22 protein-coding genes and 1 pseudogene are annotated in these 25,803 nt (G+C 68.8%); 13 read left to right on the forward strand and 10 right to left on the reverse strand.

Annotated elements, in window-relative coordinates:
- Positions 1–145 precede the first annotated feature (145 nt).
- A complete protein-coding gene (locus ABVB68_RS03110) occupies positions 146–1,588 on the forward strand; it encodes a CCA tRNA nucleotidyltransferase (protein WP_353599283.1) in 1,443 nt (480 codons plus the stop codon).
- 138 nt (positions 1,589–1,726) lie between these two features.
- On the opposite strand, the gene ABVB68_RS03115 is transcribed toward ABVB68_RS03110, so the two are convergent.
- The 3 genes from ABVB68_RS03115 to ABVB68_RS03125 all read right to left on the reverse strand — a co-directional run bounded on the left by ABVB68_RS03115 (position 1,727) and on the right by ABVB68_RS03125 (position 4,920).
- Positions 1,727–3,007: an MFS transporter gene (locus tag ABVB68_RS03115; RefSeq protein WP_353599284.1), complete on the reverse strand. Its 1,281-nt coding sequence runs from the start codon at positions 3,005–3,007 to the stop codon at positions 1,727–1,729.
- A 103-nt stretch (positions 3,008–3,110) separates the two neighbouring features.
- Complete coding sequence (locus ABVB68_RS03120; RefSeq protein ID WP_353599286.1) at positions 3,111–4,193, reverse strand: inositol-3-phosphate synthase; 1,083 nt, start codon at positions 4,191–4,193, stop codon at positions 3,111–3,113.
- 43 nt (positions 4,194–4,236) lie between these two features.
- Positions 4,237–4,920: a PadR family transcriptional regulator gene (locus ABVB68_RS03125; protein ID WP_353599463.1), complete on the reverse strand. Its 684-nt coding sequence runs from the start codon at positions 4,918–4,920 to the stop codon at positions 4,237–4,239.
- Positions 4,921–5,314: 394 nt separating this feature from the next.
- Here ABVB68_RS03125 and ABVB68_RS03130 point away from each other — a divergent pair, with 394 nt between their 5' ends.
- The gene (locus tag ABVB68_RS03130; RefSeq protein WP_353599287.1) at positions 5,315–8,011 is read left to right on the forward strand and encodes a transglycosylase domain-containing protein; all 2,697 of its coding nucleotides are present in this window, start codon (positions 5,315–5,317) and stop codon (positions 8,009–8,011) included.
- Between the two features lie 418 nt (positions 8,012–8,429).
- Entirely contained in the window at positions 8,430–9,971 is a 1,542-nt protein-coding gene (locus ABVB68_RS03135) for a glycosyltransferase family 87 protein (protein WP_353599288.1), read from the forward strand.
- Positions 9,972–10,072: 101 nt separating this feature from the next.
- Here ABVB68_RS03135 and ABVB68_RS03140 read toward each other — a convergent pair whose 3' ends face one another.
- The 3 genes from ABVB68_RS03140 to ABVB68_RS03150 all read right to left on the reverse strand — a co-directional run bounded on the left by ABVB68_RS03140 (position 10,073) and on the right by ABVB68_RS03150 (position 12,732).
- Positions 10,073–11,104, reverse strand: a complete 1,032-nt coding sequence (locus ABVB68_RS03140) for an alanine racemase (RefSeq protein ID WP_353599289.1) — start codon at positions 11,102–11,104, stop codon at positions 10,073–10,075.
- A gap of 83 nt (positions 11,105–11,187) precedes the next feature.
- Positions 11,188–12,309, reverse strand: a complete 1,122-nt coding sequence (locus ABVB68_RS03145; RefSeq protein ID WP_353599290.1) for a lipid II:glycine glycyltransferase FemX — start codon at positions 12,307–12,309, stop codon at positions 11,188–11,190.
- 105 nt (positions 12,310–12,414) lie between these two features.
- Positions 12,415–12,732, reverse strand: coding sequence for a hypothetical protein (locus ABVB68_RS03150; protein ID WP_353599291.1), 318 nt, complete (start codon positions 12,730–12,732; stop codon positions 12,415–12,417).
- A 284-nt stretch (positions 12,733–13,016) separates the two neighbouring features.
- Between ABVB68_RS03150 and rpsF the strand changes: the two genes are divergently transcribed.
- The 4 genes from rpsF to rplI all read left to right on the forward strand — a co-directional run bounded on the left by rpsF (position 13,017) and on the right by rplI (position 14,741).
- Positions 13,017–13,307, forward strand: a complete 291-nt coding sequence (gene rpsF / locus ABVB68_RS03155) for a 30S ribosomal protein S6 (RefSeq protein ID WP_037650441.1) — start codon at positions 13,017–13,019, stop codon at positions 13,305–13,307.
- Between the two features lie 78 nt (positions 13,308–13,385).
- The gene (locus tag ABVB68_RS03160) at positions 13,386–13,982 is read left to right on the forward strand and encodes a single-stranded DNA-binding protein (protein ID WP_353599292.1); all 597 of its coding nucleotides are present in this window, start codon (positions 13,386–13,388) and stop codon (positions 13,980–13,982) included.
- Positions 13,983–14,039: 57 nt separating this feature from the next.
- Positions 14,040–14,276: a 30S ribosomal protein S18 gene (gene rpsR / locus ABVB68_RS03165; protein WP_003949403.1), complete on the forward strand. Its 237-nt coding sequence runs from the start codon at positions 14,040–14,042 to the stop codon at positions 14,274–14,276.
- An 18-nt stretch (positions 14,277–14,294) separates the two neighbouring features.
- Positions 14,295–14,741 carry a 50S ribosomal protein L9 gene (gene rplI / locus ABVB68_RS03170; RefSeq protein WP_353599293.1) on the forward strand — a complete coding sequence of 149 codons (447 nt, stop codon included), beginning with the start codon at positions 14,295–14,297 and terminating at the stop codon, positions 14,739–14,741.
- 134 nt (positions 14,742–14,875) lie between these two features.
- On the opposite strand, the gene ABVB68_RS03175 is transcribed toward rplI, so the two are convergent.
- Positions 14,876–16,213 (reverse strand): MATE family efflux transporter, encoded by a 1,338-nt coding sequence (locus ABVB68_RS03175; RefSeq protein ID WP_353599294.1) that lies wholly within the window; start codon positions 16,211–16,213, stop codon positions 14,876–14,878.
- A 480-nt stretch (positions 16,214–16,693) separates the two neighbouring features.
- On the opposite strand from ABVB68_RS03175, the gene dnaB reads away from it, so the two are divergent.
- The gene (dnaB, locus tag ABVB68_RS03180) at positions 16,694–18,172 is read left to right on the forward strand and encodes a replicative DNA helicase (protein WP_353599295.1); all 1,479 of its coding nucleotides are present in this window, start codon (positions 16,694–16,696) and stop codon (positions 18,170–18,172) included.
- 164 nt (positions 18,173–18,336) lie between these two features.
- On the forward strand, positions 18,337–19,725 hold the full coding sequence (locus ABVB68_RS03185) for a serine hydrolase domain-containing protein (protein ID WP_353599296.1): 1,389 nt from the start codon (positions 18,337–18,339) through the stop codon (positions 19,723–19,725).
- 68 nt (positions 19,726–19,793) lie between these two features.
- Here ABVB68_RS03185 and ABVB68_RS03190 read toward each other — a convergent pair whose 3' ends face one another.
- Positions 19,794–20,246, reverse strand: coding sequence for a GNAT family N-acetyltransferase (locus ABVB68_RS03190; RefSeq protein ID WP_353599297.1), 453 nt, complete (start codon positions 20,244–20,246; stop codon positions 19,794–19,796).
- A 9-nt stretch (positions 20,247–20,255) separates the two neighbouring features.
- Positions 20,256–20,714: a MarR family winged helix-turn-helix transcriptional regulator gene (locus tag ABVB68_RS03195; RefSeq protein ID WP_353599298.1), complete on the reverse strand. Its 459-nt coding sequence runs from the start codon at positions 20,712–20,714 to the stop codon at positions 20,256–20,258.
- A gap of 141 nt (positions 20,715–20,855) precedes the next feature.
- Between ABVB68_RS03195 and ABVB68_RS03200 the strand changes: the two genes are divergently transcribed.
- Together ABVB68_RS03200 and ABVB68_RS03205 are read left to right on the forward strand one after the other, a co-directional pair.
- Positions 20,856–22,064 carry an MFS transporter gene (locus ABVB68_RS03200; RefSeq protein ID WP_353599299.1) on the forward strand — a complete coding sequence of 403 codons (1,209 nt, stop codon included), beginning with the start codon at positions 20,856–20,858 and terminating at the stop codon, positions 22,062–22,064.
- An 86-nt stretch (positions 22,065–22,150) separates the two neighbouring features.
- Positions 22,151–22,570 carry a GlcG/HbpS family heme-binding protein gene (locus tag ABVB68_RS03205; protein WP_353599300.1) on the forward strand — a complete coding sequence of 140 codons (420 nt, stop codon included), beginning with the start codon at positions 22,151–22,153 and terminating at the stop codon, positions 22,568–22,570.
- Between the two features lie 73 nt (positions 22,571–22,643).
- Here ABVB68_RS03205 and ABVB68_RS03210 read toward each other — a convergent pair whose 3' ends face one another.
- Positions 22,644–23,510 carry a GNAT family N-acetyltransferase gene (locus tag ABVB68_RS03210; protein WP_353599301.1) on the reverse strand — a complete coding sequence of 289 codons (867 nt, stop codon included), beginning with the start codon at positions 23,508–23,510 and terminating at the stop codon, positions 22,644–22,646.
- A 151-nt stretch (positions 23,511–23,661) separates the two neighbouring features.
- On the opposite strand from ABVB68_RS03210, the pseudogene ABVB68_RS03215 reads away from it, so the two are divergent.
- Positions 23,662–24,293: pseudogene (locus ABVB68_RS03215) on the forward strand (HAD family hydrolase).
- 218 nt (positions 24,294–24,511) lie between these two features.
- Positions 24,512–25,798, forward strand: a complete 1,287-nt coding sequence (locus tag ABVB68_RS03220; RefSeq protein ID WP_353599302.1) for a globin domain-containing protein — start codon at positions 24,512–24,514, stop codon at positions 25,796–25,798.
- Positions 25,799–25,803 lie beyond the last annotated feature (5 nt).

Consider the following 25,803-nt stretch of genomic DNA (forward strand, 5'->3'; position numbering starts at 1 on the left):
AACGGTGACCCGTCCTCTATATGCAGTATCGGGGGAAGAGCGTCCTTACGGCGTAAGCACAGGGCTTGTGCTGGTATGCCCGGTACGTGTGGGCGGCCTTAATCGGGGCGCCCGCCGGCGCGCGGGGCACGTACCCTTTTCTGTTGTGCCGAACCCCAACGAAGACACTCCCTCTGCCCTGAGTCAGGCGCAGCAGCGCGCGGTCGCCGAACTGCTGCGGGTGGCCCCGGTTGCCGACGATCTCGCCCTCCGATTCCAGGAGGCCGGGTTCTCTCTCGCCCTGGTCGGCGGATCGGTCCGTGACGCGTTGCTCGGCCGGCTCGGCAACGACCTGGACTTCACCACGGACGCCCGCCCCGAGGACGTACTGAAGATCATCCGGCCGTGGGCGGACTCGGTCTGGGAGGTGGGGATCGCCTTCGGCACCGTGGGCGCGCACAAGGGCGGCTACCAGATCGAGATCACCACCTACCGGTCGGAGGCCTACGACCGCACCTCCCGCAAGCCCGAGGTGGCGTACGGAAACTCCATCGAGGAGGACCTGGTCCGGCGTGACTTCACCGTCAACGCGATGGCCGTGGCGCTGCCGGAGAAGGAGTTCATCGACCCCCACGGGGGCCTGGAGGACCTCGCGGCCCGTGTGCTGCGTACGCCGGGCACACCCGAGGAGTCCTTCTCGGACGACCCTCTGCGGATGATGCGGGCTGCCCGGTTCGCCGGCCAGCTGGACTTCGAGGTCGCTTCCGAGGTCGTCACGGCCATGACGGATATGGCCGGCCGCATCGAGATCGTCTCCGCCGAGCGGGTCCGGGACGAGCTGAACAAGCTGATTCTCTCCGCGCACCCGCGGAAGGGGCTGATGCTGCTCGTCGGCACCGGGCTCGCTGATCATGTGCTGCCCGAGCTGCCGGCGCTGCGGCTGGAGAGTGACGAACACCACCGGCACAAGGACGTCTACGAGCACTCGCTGATCGTCCTGGAGCAGGCCATCGCCCTGGAGGAGGAGGGGCCGGACCTCGTGCTCCGGCTCGCCGCCCTGCTGCACGACATCGGCAAACCGCGCACACGCCGTTTCGAGAGCGACGGCCGGGTCTCGTTCCACCACCACGAGGTGGTCGGCGCCAAGATGACCAAGAAGCGCATGACCGCGTTGAAGTACTCCAACGAGCTGGTGAAGGACGTCGCACGGCTCGTCGAACTTCACCTGCGCTTCCACGGCTACGGCACCGGGGAATGGACCGACTCCGCGGTCCGGCGCTATGTCCGTGATGCCGGTCCGCTGCTGGTGCGCCTGCACAAGCTGACCCGCTCCGACTGCACCACGCGCAACAAGCGGAAGGCGGCCGCGCTGTCCCGGGCCTACGACGGCCTGGAAGAGCGCATCGCCGAGCTCCAGGAGAAAGAGGAGCTGGACGCGATCCGCCCGGATCTCGACGGTAACGAGATCATGCAGATCCTCGACGTCGGACCGGGTCCGGTCGTCGGCCAGGCGTACAAGCACATGCTGGAGCTGCGTCTGGAGAACGGGCCCATGGAGCATGACGCTGCGGTAGCCGCCCTCAAGGAATGGTGGGCCGAGCAGAACTGAGCCGGTCTGGACGCGGGCGATGTTTCACGTGAAACACGCGCCCGGACCGGACAGCAGGGGCGATGTTTCACGTGAAACATCGCCCCTGCTGTCTTCGTCAGTCTCTTCTTTCTCGGTCCGCCTCTGCTCCTGCGCCCGTCACGTCGTCGCTTGCCTCACCCGTCGCTCGACGCGGGCCAGGGTTGTGGCGACCCCGCCGTAGATCACGGCGACGAGAACCACCAGAACGACCGAGCGGCCGTCCGGCGGGAGGATCAGGGCCGCCACTCCCGCCGCGGCGACGAATGACACGTTGAAGAGGACGTCGTACACGGAGAAGATCCGGCCGCGGAAGCCGTCATCGACACAGGACTGCACGAGCGTGTCGGTGGCGATCTTGGCCCCCTGGGTGATCAGGCCCAGAAAGAAGGCGGCGGCGAAAAGAGGCCCGGCGGCGAATGGAAGACCCAGGGCGGGTTCCAGCACCGCGGCCGCACCGGAGCACACCACGATCCAGCGGCCGGGGCCCAGACGGCCCGCAGCCCAGGGCGTCACCACGGCCGCGGCGAAGAATCCGGCACCGGACAGTGCGAGCGCCGGGCCCAGCAACCGCAGTCCCTCCTCGGCGCCGTCCGCCAGGGCGTAGCGGCACAGCATGAGCAGGAGGACGAGGAGCGCGCCGTAGCAGAAGCGCATCGCCGTCATGGCGGCCAGCGCCCAGGCCGCTTCTCCACGCTCGGGTGCGGCCAGGTGCCGGACGGCCGCGACCAGATCACGGGTGGTGTCGGCGAGCGCGGTCCCCAGGCGCGGCCGTGTCGGCTGCCGGTCGGGGCCGAGGAGTGTGGGAGCCAGACTCAGGGAGGCGAGGCCCGCACACAGATAGAAGAACGCCCCCAGCAACACCACCGTGGTATCGGATTCCGACCCCATCATGCGTACGAGGAAGGCAAGACCGCCGCCGACGGTCGCGGCGAGGGTGCCGGCCGTCGGTGACAGGGAGTTGGCCAGCACCAGGCGTTCGTCGTCGACCACGCGGGGCAGGGCGGCGGACAGACCGGCGAGGACGAAGCGGTTGACGGCCGTGACGCACAGTGCGGAGACGTAGAAGAGCCAGTCCGGGACGGGGGCGGCCATCAGGGCGGCGGTGGCCACGGCCAGCAGGGCACGCAGCAGATTGCCGTGGACGAAGACCTGCCGGCGGCTCCAGCGGTCCAGCAGGACACCCGCGAACGGTCCGACCACGGAGTAGGGGAGCAGCAGGACCGCCATCGCCGAGGCGATCGCGGTGGGCGAGGTCTGCTTCTCCGGGGAGAAGACGACGTAGGCGGCGAGAGCGACCTGGTAGACGCCGTCGGCACCCTGGGACAGCAGGCGGACGTGGAGCAGGCGTCGGAAGTTCCGTATGCGCAGCAGGACGCGCAGGTCACCGACGATGGGCATGGATCACACCCTCACTCATGCGGAGGGTCCCCGGGTCGGGAGACCCGGGGACCCTCACAGCCCTGGCAGGAGCGCTCTCGTGCGAGCGGCGGAGGTCCGCGCTTTAGCGCTCGACCTCACCGCGGATGAACTTCTCGACGTTCTCGCGGGCCACGTCGTCGAAGTACTGGACCGGCGGGGACTTCATGAAGTACGACGACGCCGACAGGATCGGGCCACCGATGCCGCGGTCCTTGGCGATCTTCGCCGCGCGCAGGGCGTCGATGATGACACCCGCGGAGTTCGGGGAGTCCCAGACCTCGAGCTTGTACTCCAGGTTCAGCGGAACGTCACCGAAGGCGCGGCCCTCGAGGCGGACGTAGGCCCACTTGCGGTCGTCCAGCCAGGCCACGTAGTCGGACGGGCCGATGTGGACGTTCTTCTCGCCGAGGTCCCGGTCGGGAATCTGGGAGGTGACGGCCTGCGTCTTGGAGATCTTCTTGGACTCCAGGCGCTCGCGCTCGAGCATGTTCTTGAAGTCCATGTTGCCGCCGACGTTCAGCTGCATCGTGCGGTCGAGGATGACACCCCGGTCCTCGAAGAGCTTCGCCATGACGCGGTGCGTGATGGTGGCACCGACCTGGGACTTGATGTCGTCACCGACGATCGGCACACCGGCCTCGGTGAACTTGTCCGCCCACTCCTTGGTACCGGCGATGAAGACCGGGAGGGCGTTGACGAAGGCGACCTTGGCGTCGATGGCGCACTGGGCGTAGTACTTCGCCGCGTCCTCGGAGCCCACCGGGAGGTAGCAGACCAGGACGTCGACCTGCTTGTCCTTCAGGATCTGGACGATGTCGACCGGCTCGGCGTCGGACTCCTCGATGGTCTGGCGGTAGTACTTGCCGAGGCCGTCGAGGGTGTGGCCGCGCTGCACGGTGACACCGGTGCTGGGCACGTCGCAGATCTTGATGGTGTTGTTCTCGGAGGCGCCGATGGCGTCCGCGAGGTCGAGGCCGACCTTCTTGGCGTCGACGTCGAACGCGGCGACGAACTCGACGTCACGCACGTGGTAGTCACCGAACTGCACGTGCATCAGGCCGGGGACCTTGGCCGCCGGGTCGGCGTCCTTGTAGTACTCGACTCCCTGCACCAGCGACGCCGCGCAGTTGCCCACGCCGACGATGGCTACGCGAACCGAACCCATTCCGGTTGCTCCCTGTGTGTACGAGTGAGGCCCTGACTGGGCCTCACGTGGCGGTGTCGTCGGGCGTATCCGCCCGGGGGGTGTCCCCGGGACGGGGCAGGCCGCCCGTCGATCCAGTGGTCGTGTCCTGCTGAGCGGACTCCCCGGACGCCGAACCTCTCAGGTCCCGCCCGGCCCGCTCGCTCTCGATGAGCTCGTTCAGCCAGCGCACTTCGCGCTCCACGGACTCCATACCGTGGCGCTGAAGCTCGAGGGTGTAGTCGTCGAGGCGCTCACGCGTGCGTGCCAGAGAGGCGCGCATCTTCTCCAGGCGCTCCTCCAGGCGGCTGCGCCGGCCCTCCAGGACGCGCATGCGTACATCGCGCGACGTCTGCCCGAAGAAGGCGAAGCGTGCGGCGAAGTGCTCGTCCTCGTAGGCGTCGGGGCCGGTCTGCGAGAGCAGTTCCTCGAAGTGCTCCTTGCCCTCCGCCGTCAACCGGTAGACGATCTTGGCGCGGCGGCCGGCGAGTGGCGCGGCGAGGGCGTCCTCGTGGGTGTTTCCGGGTTCCTCGATCAACCAGCCGTTGGTGACCAGCGTCTTGAGGCAGGGGTACAGCGTCCCGTAGCTGAACGCACGGAACACACCCAGTGAAGTGTTGAGTCGTTTGCGCAGCTCGTAGCCGTGCATCGGGGACTCGCGGAGCAGGCCGAGCACGGCGAACTCGAGGATGCCGGAGCGCCGGCTCATCATCGCCTCCCCTCGTCCCGCAGGCGAACCCCGCAGGTCTCGCAGTTCGCTCAGCGTCTTTATCTCGCGCTGATGTATCGACTCGATACATCAAGACGATAGAACGGCCCTCCGCGTGCGACAAGAGGGGAGGCGGTGAACGGAATCACATCACCGATTCATACGAGGCAAGTTGCCTGTTTTGGGGTGAACTTCAAGGATCGGGGGGTTTTGGCGGTGCGTAGTCTGTGCGGCATGCACACCACCGGGAACCAAGTGGCGCCCGGAGAGCGTCATCGTCCCCGGTGCAGTACGGGTGAATGCAGGACCGACCACATCCGTACTTCGGGGGGACCGGAAACCAGCCGCCGTTCCAGGCGCGCACGGGTGCGCCTGCCCGAGGAGTAATCGTTCGATGAGCGAGCACCGTCGCAAACCGCAGCAGCCGCAGGGAGGCGGACGTGCCGCGGCCCGACGCGGTCAGTCCGGCTCGTCCTCCGGTCGCCGTGCGGCACCGCGAGGCGCCACCGGATCCTTTGCCGAACCCACTGGGCCGGGCTCCGGGCCGAGCGCTCAGGGGTCGGCACCCGGCGGCCGTGCCGAGGCCCGGCGAGCCGCGCAGAGAAGCGGCGGCGGCCGCCGCAGAGGGCCTGGGGGGCCGACCGGCCCCGGTCGGGGAGGGAGTCGCACGGCCGCACCGGCCAAGAAGCGCTTCATCGACTACCCCCGCAGCGGCAAGTACGGATGGCGCCGCTGGATGCCGTCGTGGAAGCTCGTCACCGGCACGTTCATCGCCTTCCTCGGCAGCCTGGTGGCCGTGGCGGGCATCGGGTACGCGATGGTGAGCGTGCCGGTCGTCGCCAAGACCGCCACAGCGCAGAACAACGTCTTCGAGTGGTCCGACGGATCGGTGATGGTCGCCACGGGCGGTGAGGTCAACCGCCAGATCATCAACTACTCGGAGATCCCCAGGGCGATGCGGTACGCCGTGATCTCCCAGGAGAACAAGACCTTCGAGACCGACAGCGGTATCGACCCGAAGGGCATCGCCCGCGCCGTCTTCAACATGGCCCGGGGCGGACAGACGCAGGGTGGCTCCACCATCACCCAGCAGTACGTCAAGAACGCGATGCTGGACGACCAGTCGCAGACCCTCTCCCGGAAGTTCCAGGAGATCTTCGTCTCCATCAAGGTCGGTGCCACGGTCCACAAGGACGAGATCATGGCCGGCTACCTGAACTCGGCGTACTTCGGCCGAGGTGCCTACGGCATCCAGGCGGCCGCGCGGGCGTACTTCAACGAGGAGGCCAAGGACCTGAACCCGGGTCAGTGCGCCTTCCTCGCGGCGATGGTCAAGGGCGCCACGTACTACGACCCCGCGGGCGCCACGTCGCTCGACCCCGCCGCCACCGCGGAGGCGAACACCCGGCGGGCGACGAGGCAGATGCAGGACACGCTGGACAAGATGGTCCGGTACGGCCACCTGAGTGCCCAGGAGCGGGCCAAGTACACGACGCTCCCCAAGGTCCAGAGCCCGCGTTCGAACAGCCGGCTGAGCGGTCAGGTCGGCTATCTGGTCGACCTCGCCAAGGCCTACCTGGTCAACAACAGCGACAAGACCCACGTCACCGCGGAGAAGCTGCAGCTTGGCGGCTACACGATCAGGACGACCTTCGACAAGAAGAAGGTCAGCCAGCTGGAGAAGGCCGTCCAGAAGGTCCGGAAGGCGAACATCAAGCCCGGCCAGCGTCCGGAGACCGACAAGTACGTCCAGTTCGGCGGCGCGTCCGTGGATCCCAAGACGGGCGCCATCCGGGCCATCTACGGCGGTGAGGACGCGACCAAGCACTTCACCGACAACGCCGACGCGACGGGCGCCCAGGTGGGCTCGACCTTCAAGCCGTTCGTGCTGGCTGCGGCGATGAAGTGGGGCGTGCGCAATCCCGCGCTCGGCCCCTCGCAGGCGCAGGACGAGCGCACCGTCGCCTCGCCCCGGAGCCTCTATTCCGGCAAGAACAAGCTCCGGATCAAGCTGTACGACGGGTCGGTCTGGACCGACAAGGAGGGCAAGGAGTGGCTGCAGACCAACGACGGCAACGAGTCCGTCGGCAGCCCGCCCGGCTACAAGATCGACCTGCGTGAGGCGATGCGGCTCTCGGTCAACACCGCCTACGTCCAGCTGGGCATGGACGTCGGTCTGGACAAGGTCAAGGAGAGCGCCATGGACGCGGGCATCCTCAAGGGGAGCCTGGCCAGCGCCGACTATCCGTCCTTCTCGATCGGCACCTCCGACCCGAGCGCGATCCGCATGGCCGGCGCGTACGGCACGTTCGCGGCCAGCGGCCGGCAGAACGACCCGTTCTCCGTGAGCGAGGTCAAGGGCAGGGACGGCACGATCTACACCCACAAGTCGGATGCCAAGGAGGTCTTCACGCCGGAGGTGGCCGACAACGTCACCGACGTCCTGAAGACCGTGGTGGACAAGGGCACGGGCACCGCCGCCCAGCTGCCGGGACGTGAGGTGGCCGGCAAGACCGGTACGACCGACGGCAACAAGTCGGCCTGGTTCGTCGGGTACACCCCGCAGCTGTCCACCGCGATCAGCATGTTCCGGATGGACGACAACGCGAGCAACAAGAACCGCAAGTTCCTGGAGATGTACGGGACGGGTGGTCAGGAGAAGATCCACGGCGCCTCGTTCCCGGCCGAGATCTGGCACGACTACATGGCGCAGGCGCTGCAGGGCACGCCCGCGGTGCCGTTCCCGCCCGCGGTGCCCATCGGCAAGGTCCTGAACGCCGAGCCGAGCCCGTCGCCCACCCCGTCGGTCACGCCGAGCGAGACCACGAGTCCCTCGCCGAGTCCTTCGCCGAGCGTGTCCGACATCACCCCGTCGCCTTCGGCCAGCAACACCTGTGGCTTCTTCGGGTGCGACAACGGCGGCAACGGGAACGGCGGCAACGGGAACGGCGGCAACGGGAACGGCGGCAACGGGAACGGCGGCACGGACGGAGGTCCTTCCCCGTCCCCGTCCCTCTCGGACCCGACCGGGCCCGGTTCCACGCGCGGAAACGGCAACGGCGGCGGCTTCTTCGGCGGCCAGACCGGATAGCGCCCTGACCGCGGCAGTACGGGTACGGCACCAAGGACGGGCCCCGGATCGATCCGGGGCCCGTCCTTCTTCCGTGCGCTGCGGACACGGCTGCCGACGCCGGCGAACGGCTGAGGACGGCCCAGGGCGGCCGAGGACCGCGCAGGGACGGCTGCCGACTGCCCGGGGACGGCCGAGGACCGCCCAGGAAGGGCTGCCGACTGCCCGGGAACGGCCGCCGGGCCCCCAGAGCGCTGCCGACTGCCCGGGAACGACCGCGGCCACCGAGGGACGGCTGCCGCGCAGCACCGGGCCCCCCGCGCAGCACCGGGACCCGTCGCGGGCACCGGGGGCCGTCGCGGGCCTTTCGCGTCCGGCGATATCCGGCATCGAGGAGTGCGGGCGGCGGTGCTCGGGCGCGTACGGCAGGATGTGCGCCATGTCCAGTGCAGAGACGACGCCCGCGCGCGTAGACGAGCCGGACCCGGTGCAGCCGACCAGGGAGGACGAGATCGCCGCGGCCGGCAGTGAGCTGATCGGCGGTCCCCTCGGCCGGCGCGCCCTGCCCACGGCCTCCTGGTGGACCCCCGTGCGGGTCGTCGCACTCGTGGCGATCGGCATGTTCGCGCTCGGGCTGGTCCAGAAGGCGCCCTGCTACGACGGCGCCTGGTTCTTCGGCGCGAGCAGCCAGTACACGCACGCCTGCTATTCGGACATCCCGCACCTCTACCAGGGCCGCGGGTTCGCCGACCATCTCGTGCCGTACTTCGACAAGCTCCCCAACGACCTCTCCGGCGGCATGGGCTACCTGGAATACCCGGTCCTGACCGGCGTGTTCATGGAGGTCGCCTCCTGGCTGACCCCGCACAGCGGCAGCATCCAGCACCAGGAGCAGTGGTACTGGTTCGTCAACGCCGGAATGCTGATGGTGTGCGCTGCCGTCATCGCCGTCTGCGTGGCCCGCACCCACCGCCGGCGGCCCTGGGACGGCCTGCTGGTCGCCCTCGCGCCCGCCTTCGCGCTGACGGCCACCATCAACTGGGACCTCTTCGCGGTCGCTCTCACGGCCGCAGCGATGCTGATGTGGTCACGGGGCCGGGCGCTCGCCTTCGGCATCCTGCTGGGGCTGGCCACGGCCGCCAAGCTCTACCCGGCCCTGCTGCTCGGTCCGCTGCTCCTGCTGTGCTGGCGGGCGGGCAAGTGGCGCGCGTTCTTCCAGGCCGCGGCCGGCGCGGTGGTCGCCTGGCTCGTGGTGAACCTGCCGGTGATGATCGCGCATGACGCGACGGGCTTCCACATCCGCGAGGGCTGGGCGAAGTTCTACACCTTCAGCAAGGAGCGCGGCGTCGACTTCGGCTCCTTCTGGCTGATCTGGGCGCAGAACTCCGGCAATCCGCCCTCCATCGACTTCGTGAACACCGCGGCCTCGGTGCTGGTGGTGCTGTGCTTCCTCGGCATCGGCGCGCTGACGTTCACCGCCCCACGCCGGCCGCGCTTCGCCCAGCTGGCCTTCCTGATGGTGGCGGCCTTCGTCCTCACGAACAAGGTCTACTCCCCGCAGTACGTCCTGTGGCTGGTGCCGCTGGCGGTCCTCGCCCGGCCCAAGTGGCGGGACTTCCTGATCTGGCAGGCCTGCGAGGTGGGCTACTTCCTGGGCATCTGGCTGTACCTCGCCTACACGACCAGCGGAGACGCCCACAAGGGCCTGCCGACGCACGGCTACCAGTGGGCGATCGTGCTGCACCTGGCGGGCACGCTGTACCTGTGCGCCGTCGTCGTACGGGACATCCTCATGCCGGAGCGCGACGTGGTGCGCCGGTCGGGCGACGACGACCCCTCGGGCGGGGTGCTCGACGGCGCGGAGGACGCCTTCGTGCTCGGCGCCGCGGCCCATCCGCCACGGCACGCCGCCCAGTTCGACGGGCCTCAGGTGGACTGGGGCAAGCCCGCTCAGCTGCCCCTCGAGGGCCGTTCGCTCTGAGCGAACAGTCCCGGGACGGACCGGCGGGCAAGGAAGAAGGCCGTACACGAGCGATGCGTGTACGGCCTTTTCATCGTCCCGGCGGTGTGCTCCGGGCCGGTCTAGCGGTCCATGATCCGGTCGAACTGCGTGGTGGTGTGCCGCAGATGGGCGACCAGCTCGTCACCGACCTTCGGCTCCGGGGCGTCCGACGGCACGAACAGGATCGACACCTGCATGTGCGGCGGCTCGGCGAACCAGCGCTGCTTGCCGCCCCAGACGAACGGAGAAAGGTTCCGGTTGACCGTGGCGAGGCCGGCCCGTGCGACGCCCTTGGCGCGCGGCATGACGCCGTGCAGGGCCTTCGGAGCCTCCAGGCCCACCCCGTGCGACGTGCCGCCCGCCACGACCACCAGGTAGCCGTCCGAGGCGGCCTTCTGCTGGCGGTAGCCGAAGCGGTCGCCCTTGGTCACGCGTGTCACGTCCAGGACGGCGCCGCGGTACTCGGTCGCGTCGTGGTCCCCCAGCCACAGCCGCGTGCCGATGCGGGCGCGGAACCGGGTCTGCGGGAACTGCTGCTGGAGCCGGACGAGTTCGTCGGCCTTCAGGTGGCTGACGAACATGGTGTGCAGCGGCAGCCGGGCCGCGCGCAGGCGGTCCATCCAGCCGATGACCTCCTCGACGGCGTCCGAGCCGTCGGTGCGGTCCAGCGGCAGATGGATCGCGAAGCCCTCCAGGCGGACGTTCTCGATGGCCTGGTGCAGCTGTGGCAGGTCCTGCTCGCTGATGCCGTGCCGCTTCATCGAGGACATCACCTCGATGACGACGCGGGCGCCGACGAGGCCGTACACGCCGTCGATCGACGACACGGAGCGGACCACCCGGTCGGGCAGCGGCACGGGCTCCTCCCCACGCCGGTACGGCGTCAGCACCAGCAGGTCACCGCCGAAGAAGTCCTTGATGCGCGCGGCCTCGTACGTGGTGCCGACGGCGAGCAGCTCCGCACCGAGCCGGGTGGCCTCCTCGGCCAGCCGCTCGTGTCCGAAGCCGTAGCCGTTGCCCTTGCAGACCGGGACGAGGCCCGGGAACTGCTCCTGCACGTGCTTGTGGTGCGCACGCCAGCGCGCGGTGTCGACGTAGAGCGTGAGCGCCATGGCCGGACCTGGGACCTTTCTCGTGGCTGCGGTGTATCGGAGCTGTGGAAGCTGTGAACGCTATGGAATCAAACGCCCGCGGCTCAGCGGCGCGACATGTAGATGTCGAGCGCCTTGTGGAGCAGCTTGTTCAGCGGGAAGTCCCACTCACCGAGGTACTCGGCGGCCTGCCCGCCGGTGCCGACCTTGAACTGGATCAGGCCGAACAGGTGGTCCGTCTCGTCCAGCGAGTCGGAGATGCCGCGCAGGTCGTAGACGGTCGCGCCGAGCGCGTAGGCGTCGCACAGCATCCGCCACTGCATCGCGTTCGAGGGGCGGACCTCACGGCCGATGTTGTCGGAGGCGCCGTAGGAGTACCAGACGTGCCCGCCGACGATCAGCATCGTCGCCGCGGAGAGGTTCACCCCGTTGTGGCGGGCGAAGTACAGCCGCATGCGGTTGGGGTCCTCGCTGTTGAGGGCCGTCCACATGCGCTGGAAGTACGACAGCGGGCGCGGCCGGAAGTGGTCGCGCACGGCCGTGATCTCGTACAGCCGCTGCCACTCGGCGAGGTCCTGGTAGCCGCCCTGGACGACCTCGACGCCGGCCTTCTCGGCCTTCTTGATGTTGCGGCGCCACAGCTGGTTGAAGTTCTTGTGGACCTCTTCCAGGGAGCGGTTGGCGAGCGGCACCTGGTAGACGTAGCGGGGCTGGACGTCACCGAAGCCGGCGCCGCCGTCCTCCCCCTGCTGCCAGCCCATACGGCGCAGCTTGTCGGCCACCTCGAAGGCACGCGGCTCGATGAAGTCGGCCTCCAGGTCGCGCAGGCGCTTGACGTCCGGGTCCTGGATGCCCTTCTTGATGGTCTCGGCGTTCCAGCGCCGGATGATCACCGGCGGGCCCATCTTCACGGAGAAGGCGCCCTGCTGCTTGAGGTGGGCCAGCATCGGCTGGATCCAGTCGTCCAGGTTCGGCGCGTACCAGTTGATGACCGGGCCCTCGGGCAGATAGGCGAGGTACCGCTTGATCTTGGGCAGCTGCCGGTAGAGGACCATGCCCGCGCCGACCATCTGGCCGGTGCGGTCGTCGAACCAGCCGAGGTTCTCCGAGCGCCACTCCGCCTTCACATCGGCCCATGCCGGGACCTGCATGTGGCTGGCCGAGGGCAGGCTCTGGATGTAGGCCAGATGTTGCTCGCGGCTGATGGTCCTCAGGGTCAGGCTCATGTCGGGGCGCTCCTCGGGCTGGTGTGTCCCCATGGGTACAGGGGCTCCGGCTCTCGCGCCGAAGCCTACTGCGCCCTGCGGGCGCCCCGACTGGGCGTACGGCTCTTAGCTGCCGATGAGACCGCCGAAGAGCCCGCCGTGTGCCATGCCGATCAGGAAACCCACCCCCGCGGCACCGAGTCCCAGGATGAGACCGAAGCGCTCTCGCGTGGTCACCGAGATCCACTGTCCGTAGATGCCGACGACGAGGGCCACGAGACCGGCCCAGGACGTCAGCAGGTGAAGGCCGTGGAAGAACGAGGTGATGAAGGCCAGCAGGCCCAGCACGAGCGTCACGGCCATGAGGCCGTCCTCGAGCGGATGGGGCTTGCCGTCCGTGGCGAAGAGAGATCCGGCGGAATTGGGCTGCAATGCCTGTGCCATAGGGCACCTCCTGCGGAAGGCGGCGCATCGTAGCGCCGTACACACCCGACGTGTACAGACTGACGGCCCTCGGGGCAGGATTTCAACCGGAAGCGGGTGTGCGGGTAGTCTGTACCGTCTGCACCGGTGTCTGCCCAGGCCCCCCAGCTCGCTCGGGGGCCATGCTGCCGGGATCCCCACGGGAACCCCGGTTGTCAGTGGCGGCCGATACCGTTGCGTACGCATCACGACCCTCCTGCCACGGAACGACCGTGGCCGCTGAGTCCAAAGGAGGTGGGTTCCACATGCGTCACTACGAAGTGATGGTCATCCTCGACCCCGATCTCGAGGAGCGCGCTGTCTCCCCGCTGATCGAGAACTTCATGTCTGTCGTCCGCGACGGCGGCGGCAAGGTTGAGAAGGTCGACACCTGGGGCCGTCGTCGTCTCGCCTACGAGATCAAGAAGAAGCCCGAGGGCATCTACTCGGTCATCGACCTGCAGGCCGAGCCTGCGGTCGTCAAGGAGCTCGACCGCCAGATGAACCTGAACGAGTCGGTCCTCCGGACCAAGGTCCTCCGCCCCGAGATGCACTGAGCTCTTCCGCTCAGCTGATCTCGGGATCCGAGTAGCAGCACCAAGCAGCCAGCAGCAAACCCGCCGAGAGGTTCCCCCATGGCAGGCGAGACCGTCATCACGGTCATCGGCAATCTTGTCGACGACCCCGAGCTGCGCTTCACCCCGTCCGGTGCGGCGGTCGCGAAGTTCCGCGTCGCGTCCACTCCCCGCACTTTCGACCGCCAGACGAACGAGTGGAAGGACGGCGAAAGCCTCTTCCTGACCTGCTCGGTCTGGCGACAGGCGGCGGAGAACGTCGCCGAGTCGCTCCAGCGAGGCATGCGCGTCATCGTGCAGGGCCGGCTGAAGCAGCGGTCCTACGAGGACCGTGAGGGCGTCAAGCGCACGGTCTACGAACTGGACGTCGACGAAGTCGGCCCCAGCCTGCGCAACGCCACGGCCAAGGTCACCAAGACCGCCGGTGGCGCTCGCGGTGGCCAGGGCGGTTACGGCGGCGGTGGCGGCCAGGGCGGCAGCCAGGGTGGCGGCGGCTGGGGCGGTGGCTCCGGTGGCGGCCAGCAGGGCGGCGGCGCGCCGGCCGACGACCCCTGGGCGACCGGCGGTGCTCCCGCCGGCGGCAACCAGGGTGGCGGCGGCTGGGGCGGCAGCTCCGGCGGCGGTGGCGGCGGCTACTCGGACGAGCCCCCCTTCTAGGCCTCAGGGCCGAGGGCGGGTCGTACCCACACTTCTTGATCACACAGGAGATACACCATGGCGAAGCCGCCTGTGCGCAAGCCGAAGAAGAAGGTCTGCGCATTCTGCAAGGACAAGGTCACGTACGTGGACTACAAGGACACGAACATGCTGCGGAAGTTCATTTCCGACCGCGGCAAGATCCGTGCCCGCCGCGTGACCGGCAACTGCACGCAGCACCAGCGTGACGTCGCCACGGCCGTGAAGAACAGCCGTGAGATGGCGCTGCTGCCCTACACGTCCACCGCGCGATAAGGGAAGGGTGACCGAAACATGAAGATCATCCTCACCCACGAGGTCTCCGGCCTCGGTGCCGCGGGCGACGTCATCGACGTCAAGGACGGTTACGCTCGCAACTACCTGATCCCGCGGAAGTTCGCTATCCGCTGGACCAAGGGTGGCGAGAAGGACGTCGAGCAGATCCGTCGTGCTCGCAAGATCCACGAGATCCAGACCATCGAGCAGGCCAACGCTGTGAAGGCCCAGCTCGAGGGCGTCAAGGTGCGCCTGGCCGTTCGCTCCGGCGAGGCCGGCCGTCTCTTCGGTTCCGTCACCCCGGCCGACGTCGCTTCGGCGATCAAGGCTTCCGGTGGCCCCGAGGTCGACAAGCGCCGCATCGAGCTGTCCGCTCCGATCAAGACCCTGGGCGCCCACGAGACGTCCGTGCGTCTGCACCCCGAGGTTGCCGCCAAGGTCAACGTCGAGGTCGTCGCAGCCTGATCGCTGCGCTCGCTTGAGCAACTGAAAGGGGCCGCACCCTGTGGGTGCGGCCCCTTTTGGTACCGCCGGACACTGCCGTGGTGATCCTGTTGCGCACTGCCGGGGGCGATCCCGCGGCTGTTTCACGTGAAACGTCAGCGGGCCGCGCCCGTTACGATCCAGCGGCCGGAGCGGGCGCGCAGCCACAGTGTCAGCATGCGCACCGTCATCATCAGCATCATCGCCGCCCAGACCGCGGTGAGGCCCCCGCCGAACGTGGGGATGAGCAGCGCCACCGGGGCGAACACCGCCAGAGTGACGACCATGGCCCAGGCCAGGTACGGTCCGTCGCCCGCGCCCATCAGAACGCCGTCCAGGACGAAGACGATCCCGCAGATGGGCTGCGACAGCGCCACCATCAGCAGTGCGGGCAGTGCCGCGCTCTTGACCACCGAGTCGCTGGTGAACAGAGGCAGGAAGAGCGGCCGGGCGGCGACCACGAGCAGGCCGAGCACCACGCCGGTCGCGATGCCCCACTGGACCATGCGGCGGCAGGCGTCACGGGCGCCCTGCGCATCGTCGGCGCCGAGATAGCGGCCGATGATGGCCTGCCCCGCGATCGCGATGGCGTCGAGAGCGAAGGCCAGGAGGCTCCACAGGGAGAGGATGATCTGGTGGGCGGCGATGTCGGCGTCCCCAAGGCGTGCGGCGACCGCGGTGGCGATCATGAGGACCGCTCGCAGGGACAGCGTGCGGACCAGGAGGGGCACTCCTGCCTGTGCGGAGGCCCGGATACCGGCGGAGTCCGGGCGGAGTGAAGCGCCGTACCGGCGAGCGCCGCGTACGACGACGACCAGGTAGACGGCAGCCATGCCGCACTGTGCGATGACCGTGCCCCAGGCGGAACCCGCGATGCCCAGACCGGCGCCGTAGACGAGGACGCCGTTGAGAACGCCGTTGGCGAAGAATCCCGCGATGGCGACGTAGAGCGGAGTCCGGGTGTCCTGCAGCCCCCGCAGTACCCCTGTCGCGGCCAGGACGATGAGCATGGCCGGGATGCCCAGTGAGGAGATGCGCAGATAGGTCGTGGCGTAGGGGGCCGCGGTGCTGGAGGCACCGAAGAGGTCCACGATGCCCGGAGCCAGCGGAAGGGCGACGGCGATGACGGCGATCCCGAGCAGCAGCGCGAGCCAGATGCCGTCCATACCCTGCCGGATGGCCGCCGGGAGATCACCGGCGCCGACGCGGCGGGCCACGGCGGCTGTGGTGGCGTAGGCGAGGAAGACGAACACACTCACGGCGGTGGTGAGAAGGGCCGAGGCGATGCCGAGGCCGGCCAGTTGAGCGGTTCCCAGATGGCCGACGATGGCACTGTCGGCCATCACGAACAGGGGCTCGGCGATGAGCGCACCGAAGGCAGGGACCGCCAGCGCGACGATTTCTCGGTCGTGCCGTCGGGTGGCGGCCTTCGGTGTCGCGGGAGCCTGTGTCATGAGCACCAATCTAATCGTCCACAGGTAAGCGATGCAAGACAGATGTGACCCTTACCTCCCGTCGAGGGTCGTGTCCTTTCGCGCACCGTTCGAAGCGATCTTGGGCCGACTGGGGAAGTTTTTCTTCTGCACAACCCGTGGACGGTGAAGGTGCAGGTCACAGCCCTCTCTTGATCGAGAGGGAGGGCTTGTTCACAGGGCTGTCCACCGGCTCGTGCACAGGTTTCGGGGAGTTCTCCACAGCATCGGGGCGGTCGTCCACATGGCCTGTGGATAACCAGATTGGCTGACGGTGCCGACGGGCCTACCGTGGTCCGGCGCCCACTCCTTTCCCAGGCCCTGGCAGCCTCTTTCCCGTGACCTCGGAACCGTCACAAATCCGACGCAGGAGAACCGGAGTTGGGCCTCTTACTTGTCAGTGCCGTGCCGTACAAAGAGGACACGGCGAGGTCCGCTGTGCGGACGGGAGGAGGTGGCTCGGTGAGCATTTCCGAGCCCTTGGACGATCCGTGGGCCGACAGCGGGCCCAGCGATCGTCTGCCCGCCTCCCGTCGACGAAGCGACGGTGGCCGGGGCCGTGACGAACAGCACGACCGGGGCCGGGAGAACGGCGGCTGGGACGGCGCGGGTTCGTCCTTCGAGCGGGTTCCGCCGCAGGACCTGGACGCCGAGCAGTCGGTGCTGGGCGGCATGCTGCTGTCCAAGGACGCCATCGCCGATGTCGTCGAGGTCCTCAAGGGACACGACTTCTACAAGCCCGCCCACGAGACGATCTACCAGGCGATCCTCGACGTCTATGCCAAGGGTGAGCCGGCCGACCCCATCACCATCGCGGCGGAACTCACCAAGCGCGGCGAGATCAACAAGGTCGGCGGTGCGTCGTACCTCCACACCCTGGTGCAGACGGTGCCGACGGCGGCGAACGCCGAGTACTACGCGGAGATCGTCCACGAGCGCGCGGTCCTGCGTCGCCTGGTCGAGGCCGGCACCCGGATCACCCAGATGGGATACGCGGCCGACGACGACGTCGACGAGATCGTCAACCGCGCCCAGGCCGAGATCTACGCCGTCACCGAGCAGCGCACCAGCGAGGACTATCTGCCGCTGGGCGACATCATGGAAGGCGCCCTCGACGAGATCGAGGCGATCGGTTCGCGCAGCGGCGAGATGACGGGCGTGCCCACCGGCTTCACCGACTTCGACTCGCTGACGAACGGCCTGCACCCAGGACAGATGATCGTCATCGCGGCCCGGCCCGCCATGGGTAAGTCGACCCTCGCGCTGGACTTCGCGCGGGCCGCCTCGATCAAGAACAACCTTCCGAGCGTCATCTTCTCGCTCGAAATGGGCCGCAACGAGATCGCCATGCGTCTGCTGTCCGCCGAGGCGCGGGTCGCCCTGCACCACATGCGGTCCGGCACGATGACGGACGAGGACTGGACCCGGCTCGCCCGCCGCATGCCCGACGTCTCGGCCGCGCCGCTCTACATCGACGACTCCCCGAACCTGTCGATGATGGAGATCCGCGCCAAGTGCCGGCGGCTGAAGCAGCGCAACGACCTGAAACTGGTCGTCATCGACTACCTCCAGCTGATGCAGTCCGGCGGCTCCAAGCGCGCCGAGAGCCGCCAGCAGGAGGTTTCGGACATGTCCCGTAATCTCAAGCTGCTCGCGAAGGAGCTGGAGCTCCCGGTCATCGCGCTCTCACAGCTGAACCGTGGTCCCGAGCAGCGCACGGACAAGAAGCCGATGGTCTCCGACCTGCGTGAGTCCGGTTCGATCGAGCAGGACGCCGACATGGTCATCCTGCTGCATCGTGAGGACGCCTATGAAAAGGAGTCCCCGCGCGCGGGTGAGGCCGACCTGATCGTGGCCAAGCACCGAAACGGCCCGACGGCCACGATCACGGTCGCCTTCCAGGGCCACTACTCCCGCTTCGTGGACATGGCCCAGATCTGAGCCCCCTGGCTGATCACTTCGCCCGGGCGGGACGGACCGCGTCCGGCTCTCTGTGGGGCTTCTCCCCGTGCCGGCGGGGGTCGGGCGGGTAGGTCGGGGCGCGAAAGGGCGGTGTCACGGGTAATGGATTCGACGCTCGCCGCGGAAGCCGGTGGACTGGGTGCATGACGACATCGCAGGACGTACTGCTCCCCGCCACCCGGCGTGCCTTGCTGCACCGGATCGCCGTCGCGCAGGCCGAAGGGCGGGCGCCCTCGCTGGTCGCCGCCGTCGTGCGGGGCGGGCAGGCCGTGTGGCACGGGGCGCGTACCTCCGTAGAGGGGCACGGGCCGGACGAGGATGTGCAGTACAGGATCGGGTCCATCACCAAGACCTTCACCGCCGTACTGGTGATGCGGCTGCGTGACGAAGGGCTGCTCGATCTCGGGGATCCGCTGGAGAAACATCTGCCGGGCACGGGCGCCGGAGAGGCCACGGTCGCCGAACTGCTCGCCCACACCGCCGGACTCGCGGCTGAGTCACCCGCGCCGTGGTGGGAACGGACCCCCGGCTCCTTGCGACCCGAACTGAGCGATGTGCTTGGTGAGCAGCCCCTCCTCCATCCCGTCGGCCGGCGGCATCACTACTCCAACCCCGGCTACACGCTCCTCGGTGCCCTGGTCGAGGAACTCCGCGGCGCCCCCTGGGAAGAGGTGCTGCGCAGCGAGATTCTCCAACCGCTAGGCCTGCACCGCACCAGCTCACAGCCTCGGTCGCCGCATGCGGGCGGCTGGGCCGTGCATCCCTGGGCCGACGCGCTGCTTCCCGAACCGCTGGAGGATCTCGGCCGGATGGCACCGGCCGGGCAGCTGTGGTCGACCACGGGCGACCTGGCGCGGTTCGCCGCGTTCCTGGCCCGGGGAGACGATCGGGTACTGGGCGCGGAGTCGGTACGGGAGATGCGTACTCCGTCGGCACCCGCCGAGGCCGCGGACGTGCTGGACGGGGCCACCTACGGGCTGGGGATGCAGATCCAGCGGCGCCACGGCAGGCTGCTCGTCGGACACTCCGGTTCGCTGCCCGGCTTCCTGGCCAACCTCACCATGAGCGTGGAGGACGACGCCGCCGCAGTGGTGCTCGCCAACTGCACCAGTGGGCCGCTGTTGGGTGCCGTGGGCGCCGACCTCGTGCGGATCGTCGCCGAGGCGGAACCCCGCATCCCCGAGCCCTGGCGGCCACTGCGCGAGGTCGATCCGGCTGTCCTGGAGCTGGCGGGACAGTGGTACTGGGGAACTCAGGCCTTCGGGCTGAGGGTGACTGCCGACGGGCTCATCGCCCTGGCGCCGCTGACGGGCGGTGGACGGCGCGCCCGCTTCCGCTCGAACGGTGACGGCACCTGGACGGGCCTGGAGGGCTATTACGCCGGGGAGTTGCTTCGGCTCGTGCGGCGCCCGGACGGGGCCGTGAGCCACCTCGACCTCGGTTCGTTCGTTTTCACACGGCAGCCGTACGACTCAGAGGGTGCCGTGCCCGGTGGAGTGGACCCGGAAGGGTGGCGGGGGATCGGCCAGTAGGAGGCCCGGAGGTGGTGTGTTTCACGTGAAACACACCACCTTGTCCTGTCGCCGCTCCTGAGGTGCCGTCACAGCTTCAGCTTGAAGCCCTCATGTGAGGCGGTGAAGCCCAGCCGTTCGTAGAAACGATGAGCGTCGATGCGCGACTTGTCGGAGGTCAGCTGGACCATCTGGCAGTCGAGCCGACGGGAGGTGTCGATCGCCCACTCGATGAGCCGGCTGCCGAGCCCGCTGCCCCGCTCGTCGGCGTGGATGCGCACGGCCTCGATGAGGGCGCGGGTCGCCCCTCGATGGGAGAGGCCGGGGATGATCGTGAGCTGGAGCGTGCCGATCACGCGGCCTTCGCGCACGGCGACGACGAGATGCTGGTTCGCATCGGCGCTGAGGCGTTCCAGCGCGGTCCGGTACGGGGTCAGGTCATGAGGCGACTCGCGGTGGGCACCCAGCGGGTCGTCGGCGAGCATCGCGACGATCTCCGGCAGGTCATCGGCCGTGACGTGCCGTATTTCAAGATCTTCCATGGCCGCACCCTATGCGGGGACGTGCAGTGACTCCACGACCCTGACCAGCGGGGCCAGCTCGGGGCTCCGGGAGGCCTCGTCCAGGGCCTCGCGCAGGGCGGCGTCGTTGGTCGGCCGCGCCTCCTCCAAGAGCCGCAGGCCCGCCTCGGTGACGTTGGTGTAGATGCCGCGGCGGTCGGTGGGGCACAGGTAGCGCGCCAGCAGGCCGCGGTCCTCCAGGCGCGTCACCAGTCGCGTGGTGGCGCTCTGGCTGAGGACGACCGCGTCGGCTACTTGCTTCATCTGCAGATGACCGCCTTCACCGTCGTGCTGCCGGCTCAGCACGTCGAGCAGGGAGTACTCGCGCACGCTCAGATCGTGCCCCGCCTGCAGGGCGCGTTCGATATGCGTCTCGATCCTTCCGTGCAGCGCAGAAAGGGCGCACCAGCCCTGGGCAAGAGCGGTGAGCGCGGGGTCCGTCGCTGTCATGGCGTTCTCCTCCGTCCCGGAGCGGCTGACTCAAGAGTAGAGCACCTCTGCAATAGTCAGCTTTTGCGCATAGCCCGCGTGTGCAACTATTGTTGAAGCAAGCAAAGCGCTCATGCAACCGTTTGGGAAGGTGTACCCCCCATGCCTCTCGCGCTTCTGGCCCTCGCGATCGGGGCCTTCGGCATCGGAACGACCGAGTTCGTGATCATGGGCTTGCTGCCCGAGGTCGCGGGTGATTTCGGGGTGTCCATCCCCACGGCAGGCCTGCTGGTCACCGGCTACGCGCTCGGCGTGGTCATCGGGGCCCCGCTGATGACCGTGCTCGGCACCAAGGTCCCGCGCAAGCGGATGCTGATGCTGCTGATGGCCTTCTTCGTCGCCGGAAACCTGCTCTCCGCGGTGGCTCCCGTCTTCGCGATCATGCTGATCGGACGGGTGATCGCCTCACTCGCCCACGGAGCCTTCTTCGGCATCGGCTCGGTCGTCGCCGCCGAGCTGGTGGCTCCCCACAAGAAGGCCGGGGCCATCGCCATGATGTTCACCGGCCTGACCGTCGCCAATGTCGTCGGCGTCCCGCTGGGCACGCTCATCGGGCAGAACGTCGGCTGGCGCGTCACCTTCGGCGTCGTCGCCGCCCTCGGTCTCGTCGGCCTCGCCGGTATCGCCAAGCTGGTGCCCGACCTGCCCCGGCCGGAAGGCGTGCACCTGCGGCACGAACTGGCCGCCTTCAAGAACGCCCAGGTCCTGCTTGCCATGGCGATGACCGTACTCGGCTTCGGCGGCGTCTTCGCGGCCATCACCTACATCGCGCCGATGATGACCCACATCGCCGGCTTCGCCGACGGCTCGGTCACCTGGCTGCTGGTCCTGTTCGGCCTCGGCATGGTCGGCGGCAACCTCATCGGCGGCAAGTTCGCCGACCGCGCCCTGATGCCGATGCTGTACGTCTCCCTGGGCGCCCTGGCCGTCGTCCTGGCGCTCTTCACGCTGACCGCCCACAACAAGATCGCGGCCGCCGTGACCATCACCCTGATCGGCGCCCTCGGCTTCGCCACCGTCCCGCCGCTGCAGAAGCGGGTCCTCGACCAGGCACACGGCGCCCCGACGCTCGCCTCGGCCGTGAACATCGGCGCCTTCAACCTGGGCAACGCCCTCTCCGCCTGGCTCGGCGGCATCGTGATCGCGGCCGGCTTCGGCTACACCGCCCCCAACTGGGTCGGGGCCGCCCTCGCCGCTGCGGCCCTGGTGCTCGCCGTTCTCTCGGCGGCACTGGAACGCCGCCAGGGCGCGGACAACGCCGTGCTCGCCTCCGGCACGCCCGCCGGGCCGCGCACACCCGTCCACCACTGAGCCCTCCCCCGGCTCGCCGTACCGACAGACGCCCGAGCCGGGGCATGCGAAAGCACTCACCGCAGCAACACCAAGGAGACCGTTCCATGAGCACCACCGTCGTAGCCCCGCTCACCATCGCGGACGCCGAGCTGCTGGTCACCACCGCCCGCCGTGCGGCCGAGGACGCCGGAGTCACCGTCAGCGTCACCGTCCTGGACGCCGGAGGCCACCTCCTTGCGTTCCGCCGGGACGACCGGGCCGTGCTGATCTCCGGTGAGACCAGCACGCGCAAGGCCTACACGGCGCTCCAGCTGAACACCCCGACCGCCGACCTGGTGGACGCCGTGCAGCCCGGCGGCCTCTTCCACACGCTTCCCACGGCCCTCGACCGGCCCCTGCTGTTCATCGCGGGCGGTGTCCCCGTCCACCGGGACGGCCGGCTGATCGGCGCGATCGGCGTCGGCGGCGGCGCGCCCGAGCAGGACCACGGCTTCGCCACCGCAGCCGTGCAGGCGCTCGCCTGATCACCCGGTCCCGGATCGAAGACGCCGGCCCCATCGCGCGAAGCGAGGGGGCCGGCGTCGTCCGTACGGAGACTCAGCCCGCGGCCACCGTCAGCGGAGCGAACCGGCGCGTCCAGTCCCCCGGGAGTTCCGTGATGCCGTAGGTCATCACGGCGTTGAAAGCCACGGAAGCCAGGCCCCGGGCCTTCGCCCATGCCAGCAACTCCTCATGGCGTACGTCGATGTCGGTCCGCAGCCGGCGGTCCGTACCGGCCGCCAGTGCGGCGATGAGGGCCTTGGCGGTCTCCGTGTCCCGGGCGATCAGCGGTCCGACGACATGGGTGTCCACGTTGGGCCATGCGGCCGCGTAACCGATGATCAGGCCGTCCTCCTCGGCCACCCGCAACTGATCGGCGAAGGCGGGCAGCCGGGTGATCAGAGGCGTCCGGTCGGCGCCGAACACCTCCTCGTCGAGTCGCAGGATGGCGGGCAGATCCTCCGCGGTCGCGGCCCGCGTCCGCACCCCGTACGCCGTGCCCTCGGGAAGGAAGGTGCCGGTCAGCATCTCCGCCCGGCCCGTCACCTTGAAGCCCAGCTCCTCGTAGAGCGGGCGGCCGTAGGGGGTGGCGTGCAGTGTCAGCGGGGTGGTCCCCATGAGCGAGACGACGTGCCGCATCAGACGGCGTCCGACGCCCTGCCGGGCATGGCGCCCGGCCACCAGAACCATGCCGATGGCGCCGAGTTCCAGCCGCTCCCATGAGCCGTATTCGGTGACGACGCACGCGGCGACGAGGCCACCCTCGGGGTCGTCGATACCGAAGCCCTTTCCGGCCGTGAGGAGCAGACCCCACTTGTGATCTTCGCGCGGCCACCCCCGGTCTTCGGACAAGTCGGCGCAAGCATGAAGATCACGAAGCGTCAGTCGACGAATGGGCAGAGCGGCGAGGGAAGGAGTCGGCACGCAGGTCAGGCTGTCCGACGGGTGCCCCTCGCGTCCACCCGTTTCAGGGCGGATGTACAAGCTTTTGGCCATGTAGTAGCTCTGTGCTCAGCTCGTGGACAGCCGTGTGTGTTTCACGTGAAACATAGGCGGCCGATTAGCCTCAACGGCCATGGCGAGACTTCATCTCTTCGACCTCGATGGCACGTTGTTGCACCGCACCACCGCACCAGTGGAGATATCCCGTCAACTGGGCCTGGAAAGGGAGACGGTGGCGCTCGACCTGGCGATCGCGCAGGGACGGATCGGGCCACCGGAGTACGCGGCGCGGGTATACGAACTGTGGGCGGCCCTGACCGAGGCGCATGTGGACGCCGCCTTCGCGGCGGCTCCCTGGCTGGCCCGCATCCGCGAAGTCTGGGCGGAGATCAGAAGTGCCGGTGAATACTGCGCGGTCGTGTCCCTCTCGCCCTCCTTCTTCGTGGAACGGCTGCTCGACTGGGGCGCGCACGCCACCCACGGCTCCCGTTTCCCGGCCGTGCCGTTCGCCGAACCCGTCGACCCCTCCGGAGCGCTCAACGCCGCGGCCAAGGTGACCATCGCGGACGGCTCTGCGCCGAGTTCGGCGTCGCGCGAGCGGACTGCGTGGCCTACGGGGACTCGTCTTCTGACAAGGAGCTGTTTGCCGTCGTACCGACTTCCGTGGCGGTGAATGCGGACGCTCATCTCGCCGGACTCGCGACCCATACCTACACGGGGCGGGATCTGTGGGAAGCCTATGAATTGGTCAGCCGCACCGGCTGATCGACGGGCTCCCCGAGTCGCCCCCTGGTCGATCCTCCAGAGACGGTACAGGCGGAACTCGTGTGGAGGGCGACGGCCGGTAGGGTCGATGACGATTCACGTCCGGGACGGGGGCGCGCGCTTCCACGTCCCGGACGAGAGCTGGACGGGGAACGCAGGCACCTTCCGAGGAGAAGGTGCGCAGACCGACCGAATGACGTTCGAGGTGAGGGCACACCATGGACGCACCGACCGCCGCGTCGGGGGAGCACGGCATGCCGGGCGGGGACGGCTGGTTCGCGCCACGCGACACACCGTCGGCTCCGCCGCCGGACGCTCCCGTCCCGCACTCGGATTCCCCGGTGCCGCAGCGCCTGAGCGCACACAGGCCCCTGCCGGTTGCCGGGGAAGGCTCCCCGGACGCCGTCCTCATACGTCGCACGATGGCCGAGATAGGCCCTGTCGCCGACAAGGTGACGTCCTATTTCTACGCGCTCCTGTTCGTCCGTCATCCTGAGCTGCGGTCGCTGTTCCCGGCCGCGATGGACACCCAGCGGGAGCGCCTGCTGAAGGCCCTGCTCACGGCGGCCCAGCACTTCGACGACACCCTCGCGCTCGTCGAGTACCTGCAGCACCTGGGCCGCGGGCACCGTAAGTCCGGCACGCGCGCCGAGCACTATCCGGCCGTGGGGGAATGCCTGATCGGAGCGCTGAGCAGGTACGCCACCGCCTGCTGGAGCCCGGATACCGAGGCGGCCTGGGTACGGGCGTACACGACGATCTCCCAGGTCATGATCGATGCTGCGGCAGCGGACGAACTGCAGGCGCCGGCCTGGTGGCACGCCGAGGTCGTCGCGCACGACCTCAGGACTCCCGACGTCGCGGTTCTCACCGTCCGCCCCGACCAGCCGTACCCCTTCCTCGCCGGTCAGTACACGAGCGTGGAGACGCCGTGGTGGCCTCGGGTGTGGCGGCACTACTCCTTTGCCTCCGCACCGCGCTCGGACGGTCTGCTGACGTTCCACGTGAAGGCCGTGCCGGCCGGCTGGGTCTCCTCCGCGCTGGTGCGTCATGCCCGCCCCGGAGACGTCATACGACTCGGTCCTCCGGCCGGCTCGATGACCGTCGACCACACCACCGCCAGCGGTCTGCTCTGCCTGGGCGGCGGCACCGGGATAGCACCGATCAAGGCCTTGGTCGAGGACGTCGCAGAACACGGCACACGCCGCCCGGTCGAGGTGTTCTACGGCGCGCGTACCGGCCACGACCTGTACGACATCGACACCATGCTCGGGCTCCAGCGGAGCCACCCCTGGCTGTCGGTCCGGGCGGTCGTGGACGAGCAGGCCCGTCTCGGGCTCCCCGACGCCGTTCGCGGATACGGGCCCTGGGACGAGTACGACGCCTATCTCTCGGGGCCGCCCGGAATGATCCGCAGCGGTGTCGATGCCCTCCGGCGCGTCGGCATTCCGTCGAGCCGCATACGGCACGACGCGGTGGAGGACCTGCTCTTCGTCGCGGACTGACCGCG

The sequence above is a fragment of the Streptomyces sp. NPDC096012 genome (genome assembly GCF_040426375.1).
Lineage (GTDB): Bacteria > Actinomycetota > Actinomycetes > Streptomycetales > Streptomycetaceae > Streptomyces.

Coding starts and splice junctions, on each gene's coding strand:
- ABVB68_RS03115 (WP_353599284.1), bottom strand. CDS start 3,007: ATGCCCATCGTCGGTGACCTGCGCGTCCTGCTGCGCATACGGAACTTC.
- ABVB68_RS03120 (WP_353599286.1), bottom strand. CDS start 4,193: ATGGGTTCGGTTCGCGTAGCCATCGTCGGCGTGGGCAACTGCGCGGCG.
- ABVB68_RS03125 (WP_353599463.1), bottom strand. CDS start 4,920: ATGAGCCGGCGCTCCGGCATCCTCGAGTTCGCCGTGCTCGGCCTGCTC.
- ABVB68_RS03130 (WP_353599287.1), top strand. CDS start 5,315: ATGAGCGAGCACCGTCGCAAACCGCAGCAGCCGCAGGGAGGCGGACGT.
- ABVB68_RS03135 (WP_353599288.1), top strand. CDS start 8,430: ATGTCCAGTGCAGAGACGACGCCCGCGCGCGTAGACGAGCCGGACCCG.
- ABVB68_RS03140 (WP_353599289.1), bottom strand. CDS start 11,104: ATGGCGCTCACGCTCTACGTCGACACCGCGCGCTGGCGTGCGCACCAC.
- ABVB68_RS03145 (WP_353599290.1), bottom strand. CDS start 12,309: ATGAGCCTGACCCTGAGGACCATCAGCCGCGAGCAACATCTGGCCTAC.
- ABVB68_RS03150 (WP_353599291.1), bottom strand. CDS start 12,732: ATGGCACAGGCATTGCAGCCCAATTCCGCCGGATCTCTCTTCGCCACG.
- rpsF (WP_037650441.1), top strand. CDS start 13,017: ATGCGTCACTACGAAGTGATGGTCATCCTCGACCCCGATCTCGAGGAG.
- ABVB68_RS03160 (WP_353599292.1), top strand. CDS start 13,386: ATGGCAGGCGAGACCGTCATCACGGTCATCGGCAATCTTGTCGACGAC.
- rpsR (WP_003949403.1), top strand. CDS start 14,040: ATGGCGAAGCCGCCTGTGCGCAAGCCGAAGAAGAAGGTCTGCGCATTC.
- rplI (WP_353599293.1), top strand. CDS start 14,295: ATGAAGATCATCCTCACCCACGAGGTCTCCGGCCTCGGTGCCGCGGGC.
- ABVB68_RS03175 (WP_353599294.1), bottom strand. CDS start 16,213: ATGACACAGGCTCCCGCGACACCGAAGGCCGCCACCCGACGGCACGAC.
- ABVB68_RS03185 (WP_353599296.1), top strand. CDS start 18,337: ATGACGACATCGCAGGACGTACTGCTCCCCGCCACCCGGCGTGCCTTG.
- ABVB68_RS03190 (WP_353599297.1), bottom strand. CDS start 20,246: ATGGAAGATCTTGAAATACGGCACGTCACGGCCGATGACCTGCCGGAG.
- ABVB68_RS03195 (WP_353599298.1), bottom strand. CDS start 20,714: ATGACAGCGACGGACCCCGCGCTCACCGCTCTTGCCCAGGGCTGGTGC.
- ABVB68_RS03200 (WP_353599299.1), top strand. CDS start 20,856: ATGCCTCTCGCGCTTCTGGCCCTCGCGATCGGGGCCTTCGGCATCGGA.
- ABVB68_RS03205 (WP_353599300.1), top strand. CDS start 22,151: ATGAGCACCACCGTCGTAGCCCCGCTCACCATCGCGGACGCCGAGCTG.
- ABVB68_RS03220 (WP_353599302.1), top strand. CDS start 24,512: ATGGACGCACCGACCGCCGCGTCGGGGGAGCACGGCATGCCGGGCGGG.